The organism is Rhizobium sp. BK619, assembly GCF_014195245.1.
Classification (GTDB): Bacteria; Pseudomonadota; Alphaproteobacteria; order Rhizobiales; family Rhizobiaceae; genus Rhizobium; species Rhizobium acidisoli.
This window is the reverse complement of the sequence record NZ_JACIBH010000002.1, coordinates 22608-39230: the sequence shown is the minus strand read 5'-3', so window position 1 is coordinate 39230 and position 16623 is coordinate 22608. Positions and strand designations below refer to the sequence as shown.

Genomic DNA, 16623 nt, shown 5'->3' with positions numbered 1-16623 from the left:
ATTTTCAATGTCCGGTATTTCACTTTGTCTTGACCGCTGCAAGCGCCAAACCGAGCGCCTTTTCGCTCAGCGTGTAGAGCGAGGCGTTCTCGGTATAGACAAGCATGCACTCGATAGGCTTGTCGGGATAGAGCGGCGCCAGTATCTCGCGATAGATCGCCAGCTGCGCCCGGTGCGCCAAGGGAATAGCTGCCTCTGTCACCGGCGGCACCCGATTGGTCTTGTAATCGAGGATGACGACCCGATCGGCAAGGACGGCAAGCCGGTCGATGCGGCCGGAGACGGCATAGCGCCTGTCCTCAAGCGTCAATGTTCCCATGATCGAGACTTCGGGTTGGGCCTCGTTACTGAGGACGGCCTGCAGACCCTCCTCGTCCAATAGTTTCAGAACCGAATCGACCAGCTTGCGGCGTTCGGTTTCCGGCCAGAACCGCGCCGCCCGTTCGGCATAGCGACTTGCGGCATCGGCCCGTTCGGCAGGCGGAATTTCGGGAAGCGCCTGCAGCATGCGATGGATCAGCCGGCCCTTCTCCAGCGACCGATCGCTCCGCTCCTTCTCGGCAAACAGCGGCGAAACGACAAGCAAGCCGCCCTCGTCTTCGTCGATGATCGTCCCGGCGCCGGAGGGGCTGAGCGGCCGGGGCAGCTCGGCCTGCGGCGGCAATGGCCGCAACAGGCCGTCCGGCAGCCTCTCCTCGCTGTCGCGCTCCTGGCTGCGGTCGATGCGCTCGAAGCTTCGCTCCACCCGCGGCACACGCCATTTGATGCCCGGCCATTCCCCATCGGGACTGGAGAATGTCGTCGCTTCCACATGCGGATGGTCGTCGCGCAGTGCCGTCGAAATCATCATATGCCAGGTGTCGTTGTTGAGACGCACGCCGCGATAGCCGCAGACCACCAGCCGGTCGGCGGCACGCGTCATGGCGACGTAGAGCAATCGGCGATATTCTTCCTCCGCCAGCATCTGGATGCGGACGGCGTCGTTCTGGGTCAGCGAATTGGCGAGATCGGAGACGGGAACCCAGACGGGCATCGGCGGCTCGTCGGCATCGGTCTCGATCAGGCGAAGCTTCGGCAGATGGGTATGGGTAAAGGCCTTGGAACCGCCGTCGACGAGGAAGACGATCGGTGCTTCGAGACCCTTGGAGGCATGCACCGTCATGATCCGAACTTCATTGCGCCCCTTGTCCTGCTCGCGCTTGACCACCGGGGCTTCGAGTTCCAGCGTCGAGATGAAGGATTGCAGCCCGGGAAGGCCGGAGCTCTCGTGGTCGAGGGTAAAGGTCAGGAATTCGTCGAGGATATCGCTGACCTCGGTGCCGAGCCTGGCAAGGAATTGCCGCCGCCCGCCATGGCTGCCCAGCACCCGCGCATAGAAATCATGAACCGACAGGCTTCTGGATTGACGAAGGAACAGCTCCAGCCTCTCCACGGCCACTCGGAAACGCTCGGTGCCGTCGGCGGCGAAGCGTTTGAGATGGTTCCAGACGCTCTCATTGTCACCGCGTAGCGCGGCGATCGCAAAGATGTCGTCCTCGGAAAGATCGAAAAGCGGGCTCTTGAGCACGGCGGCGAGCGAGAGATCGTCCTCCGGCAGCAGCAGGAAGCGCCCGAGCGCCAGCAGATCCTGCACGGCGATATGGCTGGTCAGCACCAGCCTGTCGGCACCGGCGACCGGAATGTCGCCGCGGCGTTTCAAGGCGCGCGTCAAGGCATTGACGAAGGCGTCGCGCTTGCGCACCAGCACCAGGATGTCGCCGGCTTCGATCAGACGCTCCCGGCCTTTGTCGACGATCGTCTCGCGGCCGACAAGCGCGCCGATCGAATGGGCGATCCGCCGCGCCAGGATTGCGGCCGGCGCGCTTTCGGGCGTTGCGTCGAAGGGCGCCGTCCAGTCCTCTTCCTTGACCGCCGCCTCAGGCGCGACCATCTCCCAGAGATCGACGGCGCCGGGATGTCCGATGCGGCTGGAGCGATGCACGACCGGTTCGCCGAGCGCGCTGAGGCCGCGCGAATTGTCGGGTTCCCTGAAAATATGGTCGACGGCCTCAAGCACATCGGCGGTCGAGCGGAAGGAAAGCGGCAGCCGCACAGAGGAAAAACTCTGCCCGCTGTCTGAGACGCGCCGCCGCGTCCGGTCGCTCTCCTCGGAAAAACGCTCGGGCCGGGCGCCTTGAAAGGAATAGATCGATTGTTTCTCGTCGCCGACGGCAAAGAGCGTGCGCACCACCGGCCGGGCGCTTTCGCCGGAGAAGAAATCCTCGGCGAGCGACTGGATGACGCTCCACTGGATCGGGCTGGTATCCTGCGCTTCGTCGACGAGGATATGATCGATGCCGCGATCGAGCTTGTAGTGGATCCAGGGGCCGACGCCGCTTTTCGTCAGCAGGTCGGCGGTGCGGGTGATCAGATCCTCGAAATCGAGTTGGCTGCGCTGCTTCTTCAGCTCCTCATAGTCGTGATTGAGCCGCTCTGCCAGCACCAGCGCGGCATAGGTCGCGCCATACATCCGCATCAGTTTCAGCCGGTCGCGGCTTGCAGCGACATGGGCGCGGGCAGCGGCGATGGCGCCCGCCAGCTGTGGCGCTTCGGCTAGCATGGCCTTGACGGTGAATTGTGAATCCGCCTTCGGCTCGCCCTTCACCGTCAGAAAGATTTTCTCGAGAAACTCGGCGCGCTTTGCGTCATCGCGTTCCCGCCCGGCAAGCCTGAGACCGTAGGCAACTTCCTGCGCCTTCGCGCCGCCCTTCTGATCGGCAAGCGACAGATAAAGCTCCAGCATCGCGCCGGAAAGCTCCGGCAACGGCCAATATTGCGCCGCGATTCGGCTCTCCGTGTCATCCGGGGCAAGGCCCAGTCTTTCGCGCAGAGCCGCCTCTATGCCGCCCTGTCGTGCGGCCGTTGCCGTGAAATGACGGATGGCGTTGCGGTTGGCGACGATGTCGCCGAGCAGGTTTTCCAGGCCGGATTCGTCGCCGAGATCGAGCACATAGGCGAATGCCTCGGCAAGGCCGCTGTCTCCCGCCGGCGCGGTCGCCGTCAGCAGTGCCCGGCGCGCATCGGACAGCAGTGCTTCCGCCGCGCGGTCGTCGAGAACCGAGAAATGCCCGGCGACATTGGCCTCCAGCGGGAACTGATGCAGCAAGGCCTCGCAAAAGGCATGGATCGTCTGGATCTTCAGTCCGCCCGGTGTCTCCAGCGCCTTCGCAAACAGCCGGCGGGCCTCGGCAAGCTTTATTCCGTCGGGTGCCGCCCCCTCGATCTGGGTGATCCGCCGGCTAAGGTCTTCATCGTCGAGCACCACCCAGTCCGCCAGCCGTTCGAAGACACGGTTCGACATTTCGGAGGCGGCGGCCTTGGTATAGGTGAGGCATAAAATGGCGGAAGGCCGCGCACCCGCAAGCAGTAGACGGATGACGCGCTGGGTCAGCACATGCGTCTTGCCGGAGCCGGCATTGGCCGAGACCCATGCGGACCGCTCGGGATCGGATGCGATCGCCTGCTGGATCGTCGTCCAGCCGATCCACGCACCCGGATCATCGTCATTGGGAAGCGCGGTCACGTCACTCATCGCCGCCGCCTTCCTCGGTTTCTGCCGTCGACCATTCGGAGACGCGGGCGAGGTGATCATAATCGCCGCCGAAATCGAATTGCTGTGCCGGGATCAGCCGCGAGGTGAAGCCCTTCTCGCCGGATTGCAGCAAGCTAACGAACTTGACCAGTTGATCGATCGATTCTTCGGCGAGATCCATCGCCGATTTCGCCTTGTCGCTGCGCGCCGAACTCTCATTGTTGACGGTGTCGACCTGAAAGCGGCGCCCCGGACGTAGGCGTACATAGAGCAGGTCCTGCGGAATGAGGCTGCCGACATCGCGGAAGGCGCCGTCGCGCAAGGCTGCCGCTTCGAGCGCAAGCTGCGGATCGAGAAGCACCCGTGCCTGCGCCGGCGAGGGATTGTAGCCGGTCTTGTAGTCGATGATATCGGCGGCATGCGGTCCGGTGACGTCGATCCGGTCGGCAACGCCGTTGAGCCGGATATTGATCGTTTCCAGTTCGACGCCGCCCCGCACCTCCGTCAGCGTCTTGCGGATGCCGGGCCGCCGTCCGGCCTCCCAGTCGAGGAAGGCGCCGGCCACAGCACGAAAGCGCGGCCGCCATACGGCATCGATATGCGGCGGCAGCTGCTCCATGTCGAAGAGCTCGGAAAGAATGCGCTCCATCGCCGCTGCCGCATCCGGCGTGCCGGCGACATGGGCTTCGCGAATGAACCGGTCGATGATCGTGTGGTAGAGCGTGCCGCGTTCGGCCGCTCCTGGATCGCGGTTGAACGCATCGACGGGATCGAGCCGCAGAATGCGACGGGCATAGATGGCGTAAGGGTCGCGGCGCAGCCGTCCGACTTCGCTGAAAGAATAGGATGTCGGCTGCAGGGTCAGCGGCGGTTTCGGCGAGGGCCGCTGCGCCGGGGCCTGGGCCTCGCCCCGGTCGATCAGGCCGACCCATTGGAGGAAGCGGTTGCCGCGTCCCTTCAATTCCGCTTCGAAGGCCTCTCCGGCAAGCGCCAGCAGCCGCTGCAGCCAGCGCGAGGCGACCGTCGGCGTCGAGCCCTGGCGCAGCGCGCGCGAATAGATCAGATGGCGCGTGCCGTTCGCCATCTCGAAGTCATGCGCCAGCTGACCGATGCGCCGTTCCGGCGGCTCGAGGCCGATCTCCGTCTTCATCATGCGCGGAATGAAGGGATTGTTGGCGGTCTGCCCCGGCCAGGTGCCCTCGTTCAGGCCGCCGAGGATCATCGTATCGACGCTCTGCAGGCGGGCTTCCAGCGTGCCGAAGATGAAGAGGCGGGGATGGCTGAGCGCCCGCGGCTTCACCGCATGCCCGGCGGCAAGGGCTGCCATGATGTCGATCCATTGCGGCCCGTCGGCCTCCATCTGGCCGTTGGTGTCGATCACTTCGCCGAGCAGCGCGGCGAGCGCATCGCCGGCTTCACCCGACCAGAGATCGGCGAGATTGCCATGCGGATCGGCCGCCACCGCTTCAAGCGAGCGGCCGGTGCGCTCCGCCCATTCGGACAAGGTAAAACTTGTCGTCCTCCCGCGATCTTCCGGCCGGTGCCGCATCAGGGCCGAAGCCAGCGGCTCGGTCGCTTGTGTGACCCGGCGGGCAAGGTCGTAAGTGGCCTCGGCAGCGTCGGGCGCAAGTGCCTTTCGCCATTGCGGCGCGTGCCTGTCCCCAGCCTGTTCGGCAAGCTGATGGGTGAGCAGCGGTTCGAGCCTGCTGATATCCACCTCCGCCACACCGCCGCGCAGCGCCAGCAGCTCGAGCGTCTCGGTGGCGGAAATCAATGCCGCGCGGTCGAGGCCGAAACGGGCCAGCGGATGTTTGAGCAGCGAGACGATCGCCACCGGATCGCCCGGGCGCAGCGCCGCCTCCAGCAGCAATTGCAGAAGCGTGCCCTGCGGCGTGGCCGCAAGCGGTGTACCGGCCGAATCGTCGGCGAGGATGCCGAAGCGGGAAAGCTCGGCCATCACCCGGCGGGCGAGATTGCGGTCCGGCGTGATCAGCGCCGCCCGGCTTTCGCCGTCCTGCCCCGGTCTTTCCAGTGCCAGCCGAAGCGCAATGGCAATCGCGGTTGCTTCTTCGCGCTCGTTGGCGGCTTCGATCAGCGAAACATCGGCGAAAGCTGAAGAAAACGCGCCCTCCGGCAGCTCGCTCTTCCAGGCGCCCCAATCGCTGGTCGCCTCCGCCGGCACGAGGGCGCGGGACAGGATTTCGGCGCGCCGGTCAAGATCGGCTTCCGGCCTGTCGAGCAGGGTGACGTCGGCACGCGTGAGCTTCAGCCGCTTGAGCAGCGATGACAGGCCATATTGCGGGTGGCTTCGGCTTGCGGGATTGGCATGTTGGCCGGGGGAAAGCTCCGGCGCCACCATCAGCCAGTGCCTTTCAGGCATGGCAAGATCGAGGCCCGGAAGCACGATCACGCCCTCGGGCAAATTGGCGACCGCGGCGATCAGGTCGGCGGTGGCAGGAACGGAACCCGTCGAACCGGCGATGATGATCGGCCCGGTGGGCTTCGTCGCCGAAAGCCTTTTTGCTTCGGACCGCAGAATGGCGTTTCGGTGCCGCGCCGGCGAGGATTTGCCGAGTTCGGAAAGCCGCTCCGGCCAGAAGGCGCTGGCGATCTGCAGGAATTCCGCCGTCAGCTGCCACCAGGCGGCGTAATCGCCGGTGTCGAGTTTCGACAGTTCCGACCAGTCGAGGTCTTCGGTCTCGATCGAATCGATCAGTTCGGCGAGGTTGCGGGCGAGCCAGATCGCATCCGCCGGGCTTGCCGGCGCAACGAGCGGCGAATCCGAATGAATGTGGCGGACGATCTCCGGCAGTTTGTTTCGCCAGGCGAGAATGAGGCGCGCAAGCTCCAGCAGGCGGGCGGTATTCGACAGCGGCTGGGCGAGATCGATCGTTGCCGGCAGCGCCTCGTCGAAATAGCCGCTGTCGTCGTCGGTTTCGCCGAGGGGACGAATAACCGGCAGGATCGCCGAGCGGCCGCCGAGCAGGTCGACGAATTCCGAACGCAGCACGCGCACGGCGCGCCGCGTCGGCAGGTAGATCGTTACCCTGGAAAGCGACAGCGGATCATCGGCCTCATGCCGGAAGAGCGGCGTCAGCCGGCCGTCGCAAAGCGTCGTCGCCAGCGTTTTCAGGAAGGAGAGGCCCGCGGGGATCGTCAGAATGCGTGGCTGGTGCCGCTCCGCCATATCTCACGCGAACGTCCGCAACCTGCGGATCGTTTCCTCCGCTTCGCCGATCGCCTCCGGCGTTCCCACCGTCAGCCAGTGGCCTTCGAGCACCATACCGAAAAGCCGCCCGCGCGCGATCGCCTTGTCGAAATAAATATTGAGGTTGAACGCATCCTGCGGCGCGTCGTCGAGCAGCAACGGGTTCATGACGATCGCGCCGGCATAGACGACGGGATTGGATGGATCGTCGCGATACCGAGTCAGCCGGCCATCAGCCGCCATGCCGAAATCGTTCTTGCCGTTGTGACCCGTCGTATCCTCGATCCTTACACAGAGCAGCGCCATGTCCATGCGCTCGGCATCGAAGAATCCGGCTAAGCGCTGCAGGTTCGTCGGCCGTCCCGGCTGTTCTCCGATCCAGAAGAGATCGGCATTCATGACGAAAACGTTGTCGCGATCGAGCAGGGTCAGACCCTTCGCCAGCCCGCCGCCGGAATTCATCAGCGCTTCCCGCTCGTCCGAGATGATGATCTCGAGGCCGCGATAGGCCTCGAGATGGTCGAGCATCTGGCCGGCAAAGTGGTGAACATTGACGACGGTCCGTTCGACGCCGGCCGCAACCAGCATATCCAGCGTATAGTCGATCATCGGCTTGCCGTCGATTTTCACCAGCGGCTTCGGGATCGTGTCGGTGATTGGGCGCATGCGGGTCCCAAGACCCGCGGCCAGTACCATGGCTTGTCTGATGGTCATGCTGATCCGGAATTTATGATTCGCTTTGGCCTATTCCAGCCCTTGCGCACCAATCGCGCAAGGGGGCAAGCGCTTCGTGCTCGAACGCGACCTGGAGATAGGCGAGCGTTCGCGGCATATGTTTGAGATAGCCGGGCTTCCCGTCGCGCTGCAACAGCCGCACCCAGAGACCGGCCAGCTTGCAATTGCGCTGCGCCGACATGATCGCCCAGGCTTTCATGAATCCGGCTTCGTCAAAGCCGCCCTGGGCGCGGCGAAGAGTGAGATAATCATCCATCAGCTGCCGGAAGAGCGCCGGTTCGATCGTGACCCGCGCATCCTGGACGATGGAGGCGAGGTCATAGGCAGTCGGGCCGATCATCGCATCCTGGAAGTCGATCAGGCCGATTTTGCCAACACCGCTTTTCTCGTCGCGCCAGATGATATTAGGCGAATGGAAGTCGCGCAGCAGCAAGTTCTTCTCGGCTGTCGCGAGCTCGTCGATGAGCGCGTCCCAGATCGCCAGATACTCCGCCCGTTCGATATCGGTGGGAGGTGTGCCGCGCTTCCAGGCAATATGCCAATCGAGCACAAGCTGCACTTCCATCCTCATTGCCGTGCGGTCGAAGTCCGGAATGTGATGCGTGTGCGTCTGGGAAACCGGGATATGCTGCGGGATCTGCATGGAATGAAGATGGGCAAGGCAGGCGACGCTTTGCCGGTAACGTTCGGCGATGGGCCTTTCGTCCTCATCGAGCACGCCTTCGCTGCCGAGATCCTCGATCAGCAGGATCCCCTGCTCATAATCGACCTTATAAATCTCCGGCGCCGCAAAACCCCGCTCGCGCAAGGCATCGGCAATCGCAACGAAAGGATAGGCGTTTTGTGCCAGATGCGCGACCTTGGGATAGGGCTTGCCGTCATAGACCGGCGGTCCCTCGGGATGCGGGCGCCAATCCATCAGTATTTTTCGCGGCCCACCGTCCGGATAGATCGCTTCATAGGCGCGCAGCGAAGCATCGCCGGTCAGGAAGCGGCGTTTGACCTCGGGATAGCCGGCTTCGTCGAGGAAGGCGCGGATCGCCAGGACCCTGCGGATGCGTGAGGCCTGCGGCTCTGCGGCTTTGATCGTTGCCCGGCGGCCGCTGCCGTCATGGTCCAGCCTCAGTGCGATACGATCGGCCGGCAGTTCGCCCTCAGCCATCTCGGGCCATTCGACGAGACAGATGCCGTTCTCCAGGGCTTCGTCGAATCCAAGCTCCGTCAGTTCGGCCGGATCGCCGAGCCGATAGAGATCGAAGTGCGAAACGGGCAAGCGCAGATCGTAGGATTGCACCAGCGTGAAGGTCGGGCTTGGGACCTCGAGCCCCTCGTCATCGGCCATGGCGCGCAGGATCGCCCGGGCGAGCGAGGATTTACCCGCACCGAGATCGCCGGAAAGGGCAAGGCAATCGCCGGCTTTCAGGGCGAGCGCCAGGTCTTCGCCGAAGCGGATGGTCGCGGCTTCGTCCTTCAGGAAAAGCGAGATCGTGTCGCCGGTCGTCATTCGGCGGCAGCGGAATGCGGGATATCGACCGAGGGAATGCGGCAGACGACGGTCGTGCCCTTGCCCGGCTCGCTATCGATCGTCACGTCGCCATGATGCAGGCTGACGAAGCTGTCGACGATCGAGAGGCCGAGGCCGGCACCGCCGCGTTTACCGCTTTTTGCTCCGGTCGCAAAACGATCGAAGACGGTGGCGATCATATCGGGTGAGATGCCGGGGCCGCGATCGCTGACGGAGAAGACGAAATCCGTGCCTTCGCGATGGCATTCCAGCGAGATCGAGGTGCCCTCGGGCGAGAAATTCGCCGCATTGGAAAGCAGCTTCAGCAGGATCTGCTTCAGCCGCTGCGGATCGGCGACGATCGAGCCGAGATAGGCCGGCGCGGTGATTTCGAGCGCCACGCCGCTCTCGTGCAGGCGATCGGCGATCTGCATCGAGACGTCGTCGAGCAGGTCGTTGAGATCGATATCTGCATAGTTCAGCCGCATGATGCCGGCATCGACGGTCGCAAGGTCGAGAATGTCATTGACGAGCGTCAAGAGAACCGAGGACGAGGTCGAGATATGGTCGATATATTCGGCCTGCCGTTCGTTCAGCGGTCCGACGCCCTGGGTGCGCAGCAGGTCGGTGAAGCCGATGATATTCGTCAGCGGCGAGCGCAGCTCGTAGGAGACGTGCTGGACGAAGTCGTTCTTCAGCTCGTCGGCCTTGCGCAGCGCTTCGTTCTTCTCGGTCAGCGCCCGCTCAGCACGCACGCTGTCCGTCATGTTGACGAAGGTCAGCATGGTTTGCGCATTCGGCAGCGGGATGATGGCGTAGTCGAGCACGAGGCCGGAGAAGAGTTCCAGCGTTCCCTGGCCCGAGCGGCGTTCATCGTCGAAGCTGGTGATCAGTTCCGCGAACGCCTTCCAGCCGTCCGGCCGGTCGTAGGATGGCGCACAAGCCTCGCCCAGCGCGCGGATATGGGTGCCGGGCTTGGCTTCGGTTTCGGTAATCCCCCACAGCGCGCGGAAGGCCGGGTTCGACAGACGGATGCGTCCATCCGGGCCGAACACCGCCACACCTTCGGAAAGATGGTCGATCGTTTCGCCCTGCACCTTGACCAGCGTGTTGTAGCGCGTTTCGAGATCGACCTGCTCGGTCAGGTTTTCGAACACCCAGGTGGCGCCGCCCTGCGGATGGGCGGTCGCAAAGACGCGCAATGTCTGCCCGTTCGGCAGGTGCCAGAGGTCGGATTGCGTGTCGAGCGCGCGATAGACGGAAAGGGCCGCTTCCTTCCAGCTCTTCCAGTTGAGCTGATCCGGCAGCTTCTTGGCTGCCCGCAGCCGCTCGAGCAACTCGCTATTGTCCGGCCGGCCTTCGAGAAAGGCGATATCCAGCTCCCAGAGGGCGACGAAGGCCTGGTTGTAGAATTGCAGCCGGCGGTCGCCGTCGAAGATCGCGACCGGCGTGGCGAGATGGTCGAGCGTTTCGGCATGGCTCTTCAGCGTCCTTTCCAGCTCGGCGCGCACCGCCTCGATGTCGGACACATCGATTGCGATGCCGGCCGAGCCGCCGGGAAGCCTGACGTCGACGACATCGAAGAAGGTGCGGTTGCCGTGCACGACCGTCGAGATCGTGTCGTGGAAGGGCGATTCCGGCGTCACCGTCGCGCGAATGCGTTCGCGCGCCACGGTGGTCAGCATCTCGCGGCCTTCATTGATCGCCTGCTGCGGCGAGCGCGCTTCGACGGCCTCGCCATAAGCCTGGTTGACCCAGGTGAGGCGGCCGGCGGGATCGCGCTGCCAGGCCGGCATGTCGATCGCGTCCAGCATGGTCTGGAAGGCCGAGATCGAGGTCATCAGCCGGTCGCGCTCGATCCTCAGTTCCGCAAGCTCGGCGCGCAGATTGTTGAGCGCCACGAAACGGACGAAGGCGCGGCCGCCGGAAACTCGGCCCTGCGCCTCGAGGATTTCATCGCGGATGGTTTCGACCACCATGTCGAAGCTCTGTGCGCCGTCGCGCAGCCGATCGATGGCCTTTTCCAGATCGGCGGCCGAACGTGACTTCAGCCAGAGGCCGAAGGCCAGGAATTCGCCGTCCTGCGGCGCGCCGGTCTCGGGCGGAAGCTGGCCGAGCAGTTCGGGACGGGCATTGCCGTCCCAGATGACGATGCGCCGGTTCTTGTCGGCGATCAGCGCCTGGTATTGCGAAATGCGCTGCTGGGCATCGGACAGCGCCGAGCGGATTTCCCGGCTCTCGCTTTCCAGATTGCCGCGCTGGCGCACCAGCCACAATGTCGAAAGCAGTGCTGCCGATATCACGCCGATGACGACGGAAACGCCGACGACCTGCGAGGATGTGAAGAGGTGAGCCGCTGCCGCTGCCTGCTGCTCCGTCTGTGCCAGAACCGGCCGCGCCAGCGCGGCAAGCGCCGTGCCGGCCGCGCAGGCTTTCAGAAAGCGCGCCAATGATCCATGCTCTTGCTTTGCGGCCTCGTGTGCCGTTGCAGATTGCTGTTCTTGGCCTGCCATCAGCGGGCGGCGACCGGCGCGAGCGCCATCATCCGCCTGACCGGGCAGGCTGTGTTTCAGTTCCGACATCCGCGGTATGTCTCCGTCCTTCAATGTGCCGCATTACGACAAGACATCCCATTTCCGGAGCGGCCGGACAGGGTCCGACGCCACGAATCAAGTCTTAAAACAATACTTCGGATGGGAATCGGCGGGAAGGGAGCGCCCAAAAAATAAGCCGCGGCATTTGTCAATGCCGCGGCTTCTACATCTTGTGGATATTAACGATCAGATCAATATCTGTAGTGGTCTGACTTGAACGGGCCCTTCGGCGAGACGCCGATATAGGCAGCCTGCTCTTCGGAAAGCTGCGTCAGCTTCACGCCCAGCTTGTCGAGATGCAGGCGCGCGACCTTTTCATCGAGATGCTTCGGCAGGATGTAGACCTGGTTGGAATATTGATCGGGCTTGGTGAAGAGCTCGATCTGCGCCAGCGTCTGGTTGGTGAAAGAGGCCGACATCACGAAGGACGGATGGCCGGTGGCGTTGCCGAGGTTGAGCAGGCGGCCTTCGGAAAGAAGGATGATGCGGTTGCCCTTGGGGAATTCGATCAGGTCGACCTGCGGCTTGACGTTGGTCCACTTGAGATTGCGAAGTGCTGCAACTTCGATTTCGTTGTCGAAGTGGCCGATATTGCCGACGATCGCCATATCCTTCATCTGACGCATGTGGTCGATGCGGATGACGTCCTTGTTGCCGGTGGTGGTGATGAAGATATCGGCGGAGGAAACGACGTCCTCGAGCAGCACGACTTCATAACCGTCCATAGCAGCCTGCAGGGCGCAGATCGGATCGGCTTCGGTTACCTTGACGCGGGCGCCGGCGCCGGAGAGCGAAGCGGCAGAACCCTTGCCGACGTCGCCGTAGCCGCAGACGACGGCAACCTTGCCGGCCATCATCACATCGGTGCCGCGGCGGATGCCGTCGACCAGCGATTCCTTGCAGCCGTACTTGTTGTCGAACTTCGACTTGGTGACGGAATCGTTGACGTTGATCGCAGGGAAAGGCAGCAGACCCTTCTGGCTGAGCTGGTAGAGGCGGTTGACGCCGGTCGTCGTTTCCTCGGTGACGCCCTTGATCGCGTTGCGCTGCTTGGTGAACCAGCCAGGCGAAGCGGCGAGGCGCTTCTTGATCTGCGCGAAGAGGATTTCCTCTTCCTCGGAATGCGGATGCGACAGCACGTCTTCGCCGGCTTCGGCGCGGGCGCCGAGCAGGATGTACATGGTGGCGTCGCCGCCGTCATCGAGGATCATGTTGGAAAGGCCGCCATCGGCCCACTGGAAGATCTTGTCGGTATAGACCCAGTAATCTTCGAGCGACTCGCCCTTGATGGCGAAAACAGGAACGCCGGCGGCAGCGATCGCGGCAGCGGCGTGATCCTGCGTCGAGAAGATGTTGCACGAGGCCCAGCGAACTTCGGCGCCGAGAGCAACCAGCGTTTCGATGAGCACGGCCGTCTGGATGGTCATATGCAGCGAGCCGGTGATGCGCGCGCCCTTCAGCGGCTTTGCCTGGCCGAATTCGGTGCGGCAGGACATCAGCCCCGGCATTTCGGTTTCGGCGATCGTAATTTCCTTGCGGCCGAAATCCGCAAGCCCGATATCGGCGACGACATAATCTTTTTCAGTGCTCATAGAGGCCTCCAGGCTGAAAAACGTCTCAAAATTGGCGCAGGCGCGAAAATGACCGCGCGATGGATGGGCCGTGTCCTGATACAGGCCGCCCGGACGTGTGCAGCGGGTCCGGGATGACGACATGCACAAAAAAGAGAGCTGAAGCGTGTCGCATGAAGCAAGTTCGATGCAACATGCTTTAGCGCACGGCATATCCGCCGTTTAGCAGGCTTCGGGTGGGAAGGCAATAAGGATATAAAGAAGTCTTTATATGTTTATATGAGCTCAGACAGCTCACATCTCTTCGCCGAACCGGTTCTGGATCAGCTGGTCCAGGGCCTCGAGCGCTTCGGCGGCCTGGCTGCCGCTTGCCGAGACGACGACGCTCGATCCGGGGCTTGCCGCCAGCATCATCAAGCCCATGATGGAGGTGCCGCCGACTGTCATTCCGTCCTTGGAAACGGTGATGGCGGCATCGAAAGTCTCGACCATCTGCACGAATTTGGCGGAGGCGCGTGCGTGAAGGCCGCGCTTGTTGATGATGAGGAGTTCCCGGGAGAGCGATGTCATGAAGGGCCGTTATTTTCCGCTGAGCACGCGGCTCGCGACATTGATATATTTCCGCCCGGCTTCGGAAGCCTCCACCAGCGCCTTCTCCATGTTGTTCTCGCCACGCACGCCGGCGAGCTTAATCAGCATCGGCAGGTTGACGCCGGCAATGACTTCGGTATGGCCGCTGCTCATGACTGAAATGGCGAGGTTGGACGGCGTTCCGCCGAACATGTCGGTCAGAATGACGACGCCATGGCCGTCATCGGCACCGGATACGGCTTCCAGAATGTCCTGCCGTCTTTGATCCATGTCGTCTTCGGGGCCAATGCAGACCGTCTCGATAAATTTCTGAGGACCGACGACGTGCTCGACAGCATGACGAAACTCTTCAGCCAGCTTGCCATGAGTGACAAGCACAAGTCCGATCATGATATTACTGCTCCCATATACGCCAACGGTGGCCCCAATATCGCAATGCAGCAATTACGTCCACCGGTGGGGGCACATCTTGGCCATGAAAAGCCGAAGTGCAAGATAAAAATGCGAATATATAAGGCAGATTGATCAATCCGGAAGGCTTCAATGTCCGATATCGGGCGCTTTCGCCATCAGCATTGCCAGCGGCGAAGTGACGCCTGTGAGCAGCCGCAATGCGGGAAGCGAAAGACCGGGCGCGAGGCTGACGATTTCACCTTCCGGCGGCACGCGGTTTTCCCCGGACGCACTGCCCGGAAGCACGGCATAATGCATCGCCGCCTGGGGCACATGCTCCTGCCGGACGATGCCGGTGCCGCGAAGTTCGATCAGCCCGGCGATCGACGGCGGGCATGTGGCCACCACGGTGCCGGTCTCTTCGGAGAGAAGAACCTGGTCGTCGGCGACCAGTGCCGTAAACAGCCCGAGCCGGCGCGCCTCGGTCATGCAGGTGAAGGCGAGCATCGATTTTCCCCAGCCGGAGGGGCCACTGAACAGGAGGCCCGTTCTGCCAACGACGATCGCCGTCGCATGGATGTTCCGGACCGCGGTCATGCGGCGGCATCGACTGGTAAAGCGAGGATAAAGCGGGCACCGAGTACCTGTCCGCCTTCAGCGTCGGTGATGTTCTCCGCTCTCAGCGAGCCGCCATGGGCCTCGGCGATCTGGCGGCTGATCGACAGGCCGAGGCCGGAATTCTGGCCGAAGCCTTCCGATTCCGGCCGGTCGGTATAGAAGCGCTCGAAGATGCGGTCGATATTTTCCGCCTGGATGCCGGGGCCGTTGTCTTCGATCGTGGTGACGCAGCGCGACCTTGTCCGCACCAGCCGCACGGTAATCTTGCCACCCTTTTCCGGCACGAAGGAGCGGGCGTTCTCGATTAGGTTGGCGATGATCTGGCCGATGCGCAGGTCGTGGCCGGTAACGACGAAGCGGGTCTTGACGTTCGGCTTGCGGTCGATCGCATATTCGATCTCCACCTGCTTCTTGGTGCTCCTGACCTGGCGCGAAACCTCGATGAGGTCGCGCAACAGCACCTCCATGTCGACGGAACCGGCATCGACACGAGCAAGCTCGGCATCGAGGCGCGAGGCGTCGGAGATATCGCTGATCAGCCGGTCGAGGCGGCGGACATCGTGCTGGATGACGTCCATCAGCCGCTTCTTGGAATCGTCGGATCGGGCAAGCGGCAGCGTTTCGACAGCGCTGCGCAGCGACGTCAGCGGATTCTTGAGTTCGTGGCTGACGTCGGCGGCGAAACTCTCGATCGCATCGATGCGGTCGTAGAGCGCCGTCGTCATTTCGCGCAATGCAATGGAAAGATTGCCGATTTCATCCTGGCGGGCGGAAAAGTCAGGAATCTGCTCACGTGTCTTGGCCCCGCGGCGCACCCGGATGGCGGCGGCCGAAAGGCGGCGCAGCGGATTGGCGATCGTCGACGAGAGCACCAGCGAAAGCAATACGTTGACGAGCGTCGCGACGCCGAAGACGCGCATGATCGCAAGCCGCTCGGCATGCACGATATTGTCGATGTCGCCTGCCTGCGTCGACAGCAACAGCACCCCGAGTACGGCGCGGAAACGCTGGATCGGCACGGCGACCGAAACGATGAGCTCGCCTTTTTCGGTCGTGCGCACGACGGCGCCGCGCACGCCGGTGAGCGCGTTCATCACCTCGGGATAGATCGAGCCGTCGCCGCCCGGCGCTTCCTTGTAGAGCGGCAGGTTGCCGGGCTGCAGCGCCTTGTTGAACAGGGTGGCGAACCATTCGCTCCAGGTCTGCTTCTCCTCCTCGACCGGCGGCAGGTCGAAGCGCAACACCTGGCCGCGCGAATAAAGGTGGCGGGAATCCAGCAGCAGATTGGCATCGGCGTCGAAGATGCGGGCGCGCGTGCGCGTCGGAGAGATCAGCCGGCGCAGCACCGGCGCGACCTTCTCGGGATCGATCGGGAATTCGAGGTCTTCATCGTTCGGTACCGGGGTGATGCTCTGGCCGGCCTGCAGCTCGAGCAGCTTCTGCGGATCGATGGTGATCGAGTTGGTATCGACCGACGCGGACGCCGAAATGGCGCCGGCGATGATCTCGCCTTGCGTCAAAAGGCTCTCGGCGCGGGCGTCGATCAGTCCCTCGCGAAACTGGTTGAGGTAGAGGATACCGCCGACGAGCACCAGCAGTGCGACGAGATTGAAGAAGACGATGCGCCGCGTCAGGCTCGAAAAGACGGCATTGCCGAAGATGCGGCGGATCAGCGTGAAGGGATGCGACCAACGGCGGCCTCGGACGCGACGGGTGCTCACGCCCTCCGCATCGTCGAGATCCCTTTCCTGCACCAACTGTGCCAACGACTGGCCCTTTCGAAGGGCGGGGCCGGATAAACCGGCCCGCAGCCCTCAACAATGTCTCGCGCTGCGCCG

10 protein-coding genes are annotated in these 16623 nt (G+C 63.2%); all 10 read right to left on the bottom strand.

Annotation, left to right across the window (positions count from 1 at the left end; all coding sequences use genetic code 11):
- Positions 1–19: 19 nt before the first annotated feature.
- The gene (addA, locus tag FHX14_RS03605) at positions 20–3571 is read right to left on the bottom strand and encodes a double-strand break repair helicase AddA (protein ID WP_184376316.1); all 3552 of its coding nucleotides are present in this window, start codon (positions 3569–3571) and stop codon (positions 20–22) included.
- Positions 3564–6758, bottom strand: coding sequence for a double-strand break repair protein AddB (addB, locus tag FHX14_RS03600; RefSeq protein WP_184376314.1), 3195 nt, complete (start codon positions 6756–6758; stop codon positions 3564–3566). The genes addA and addB overlap by 8 nt, the downstream gene beginning before the upstream one ends.
- A 3-nt stretch (positions 6759–6761) precedes the next feature.
- Positions 6762–7493 carry a nucleotidyltransferase family protein gene (locus FHX14_RS03595; protein WP_184376312.1) on the bottom strand — a complete coding sequence of 244 codons (732 nt, stop codon included), beginning with the start codon at positions 7491–7493 and terminating at the stop codon, positions 6762–6764.
- Between the two features lie 13 nt (positions 7494–7506).
- Positions 7507–9018 (bottom strand): tRNA (adenosine(37)-N6)-threonylcarbamoyltransferase complex ATPase subunit type 1 TsaE, encoded by a 1512-nt coding sequence (gene tsaE, locus FHX14_RS03590; protein ID WP_184376310.1) that lies wholly within the window; start codon positions 9016–9018, stop codon positions 7507–7509.
- Positions 9015–11600 carry a PAS domain-containing sensor histidine kinase gene (locus tag FHX14_RS03585; RefSeq protein WP_184376308.1) on the bottom strand — a complete coding sequence of 862 codons (2586 nt, stop codon included), beginning with the start codon at positions 11598–11600 and terminating at the stop codon, positions 9015–9017. The genes tsaE and FHX14_RS03585 overlap by 4 nt, the downstream gene beginning before the upstream one ends.
- Positions 11601–11803: 203 nt before the next feature.
- Positions 11804–13204 carry an adenosylhomocysteinase gene (gene ahcY, locus FHX14_RS03580; RefSeq protein WP_184376306.1) on the bottom strand — a complete coding sequence of 467 codons (1401 nt, stop codon included), beginning with the start codon at positions 13202–13204 and terminating at the stop codon, positions 11804–11806.
- A gap of 273 nt (positions 13205–13477) precedes the next feature.
- Positions 13478–13753: an HPr family phosphocarrier protein gene (locus FHX14_RS03575; protein ID WP_012559412.1), complete on the bottom strand. Its 276-nt coding sequence runs from the start codon at positions 13751–13753 to the stop codon at positions 13478–13480.
- A 9-nt stretch (positions 13754–13762) separates the two neighbouring features.
- Complete coding sequence (locus tag FHX14_RS03570; RefSeq protein ID WP_003544139.1) at positions 13763–14164, bottom strand: PTS sugar transporter subunit IIA; 402 nt, start codon at positions 14162–14164, stop codon at positions 13763–13765.
- Positions 14165–14314: 150 nt separating this feature from the next.
- Positions 14315–14764, bottom strand: a complete 450-nt coding sequence (locus tag FHX14_RS03565; RefSeq protein ID WP_184376305.1) for a serine/threonine protein kinase — start codon at positions 14762–14764, stop codon at positions 14315–14317.
- Complete coding sequence (locus FHX14_RS03560) at positions 14761–16551, bottom strand: sensor histidine kinase (protein WP_003589491.1); 1791 nt, start codon at positions 16549–16551, stop codon at positions 14761–14763. Before FHX14_RS03560 ends, FHX14_RS03565 begins: the two co-directional genes overlap by 4 nt.
- Positions 16552–16623: the final 72 nt, after the last annotated feature.

Coding starts and splice junctions, on each gene's coding strand:
- addA (WP_184376316.1), bottom strand. CDS start 3,571: ATGAGTGACGTGACCGCGCTTCCCAATGACGATGATCCGGGTGCGTGG.
- addB (WP_184376314.1), bottom strand. CDS start 6,758: ATGGCGGAGCGGCACCAGCCACGCATTCTGACGATCCCCGCGGGCCTC.
- FHX14_RS03595 (WP_184376312.1), bottom strand. CDS start 7,493: ATGACCATCAGACAAGCCATGGTACTGGCCGCGGGTCTTGGGACCCGC.
- tsaE (WP_184376310.1), bottom strand. CDS start 9,018: ATGACGACCGGCGACACGATCTCGCTTTTCCTGAAGGACGAAGCCGCG.
- FHX14_RS03585 (WP_184376308.1), bottom strand. CDS start 11,600: ATGTCGGAACTGAAACACAGCCTGCCCGGTCAGGCGGATGATGGCGCT.
- ahcY (WP_184376306.1), bottom strand. CDS start 13,204: ATGAGCACTGAAAAAGATTATGTCGTCGCCGATATCGGGCTTGCGGAT.
- FHX14_RS03575 (WP_012559412.1), bottom strand. CDS start 13,753: ATGACATCGCTCTCCCGGGAACTCCTCATCATCAACAAGCGCGGCCTT.
- FHX14_RS03570 (WP_003544139.1), bottom strand. CDS start 14,164: ATGATCGGACTTGTGCTTGTCACTCATGGCAAGCTGGCTGAAGAGTTT.
- FHX14_RS03565 (WP_184376305.1), bottom strand. CDS start 14,764: ATGACCGCGGTCCGGAACATCCATGCGACGGCGATCGTCGTTGGCAGA.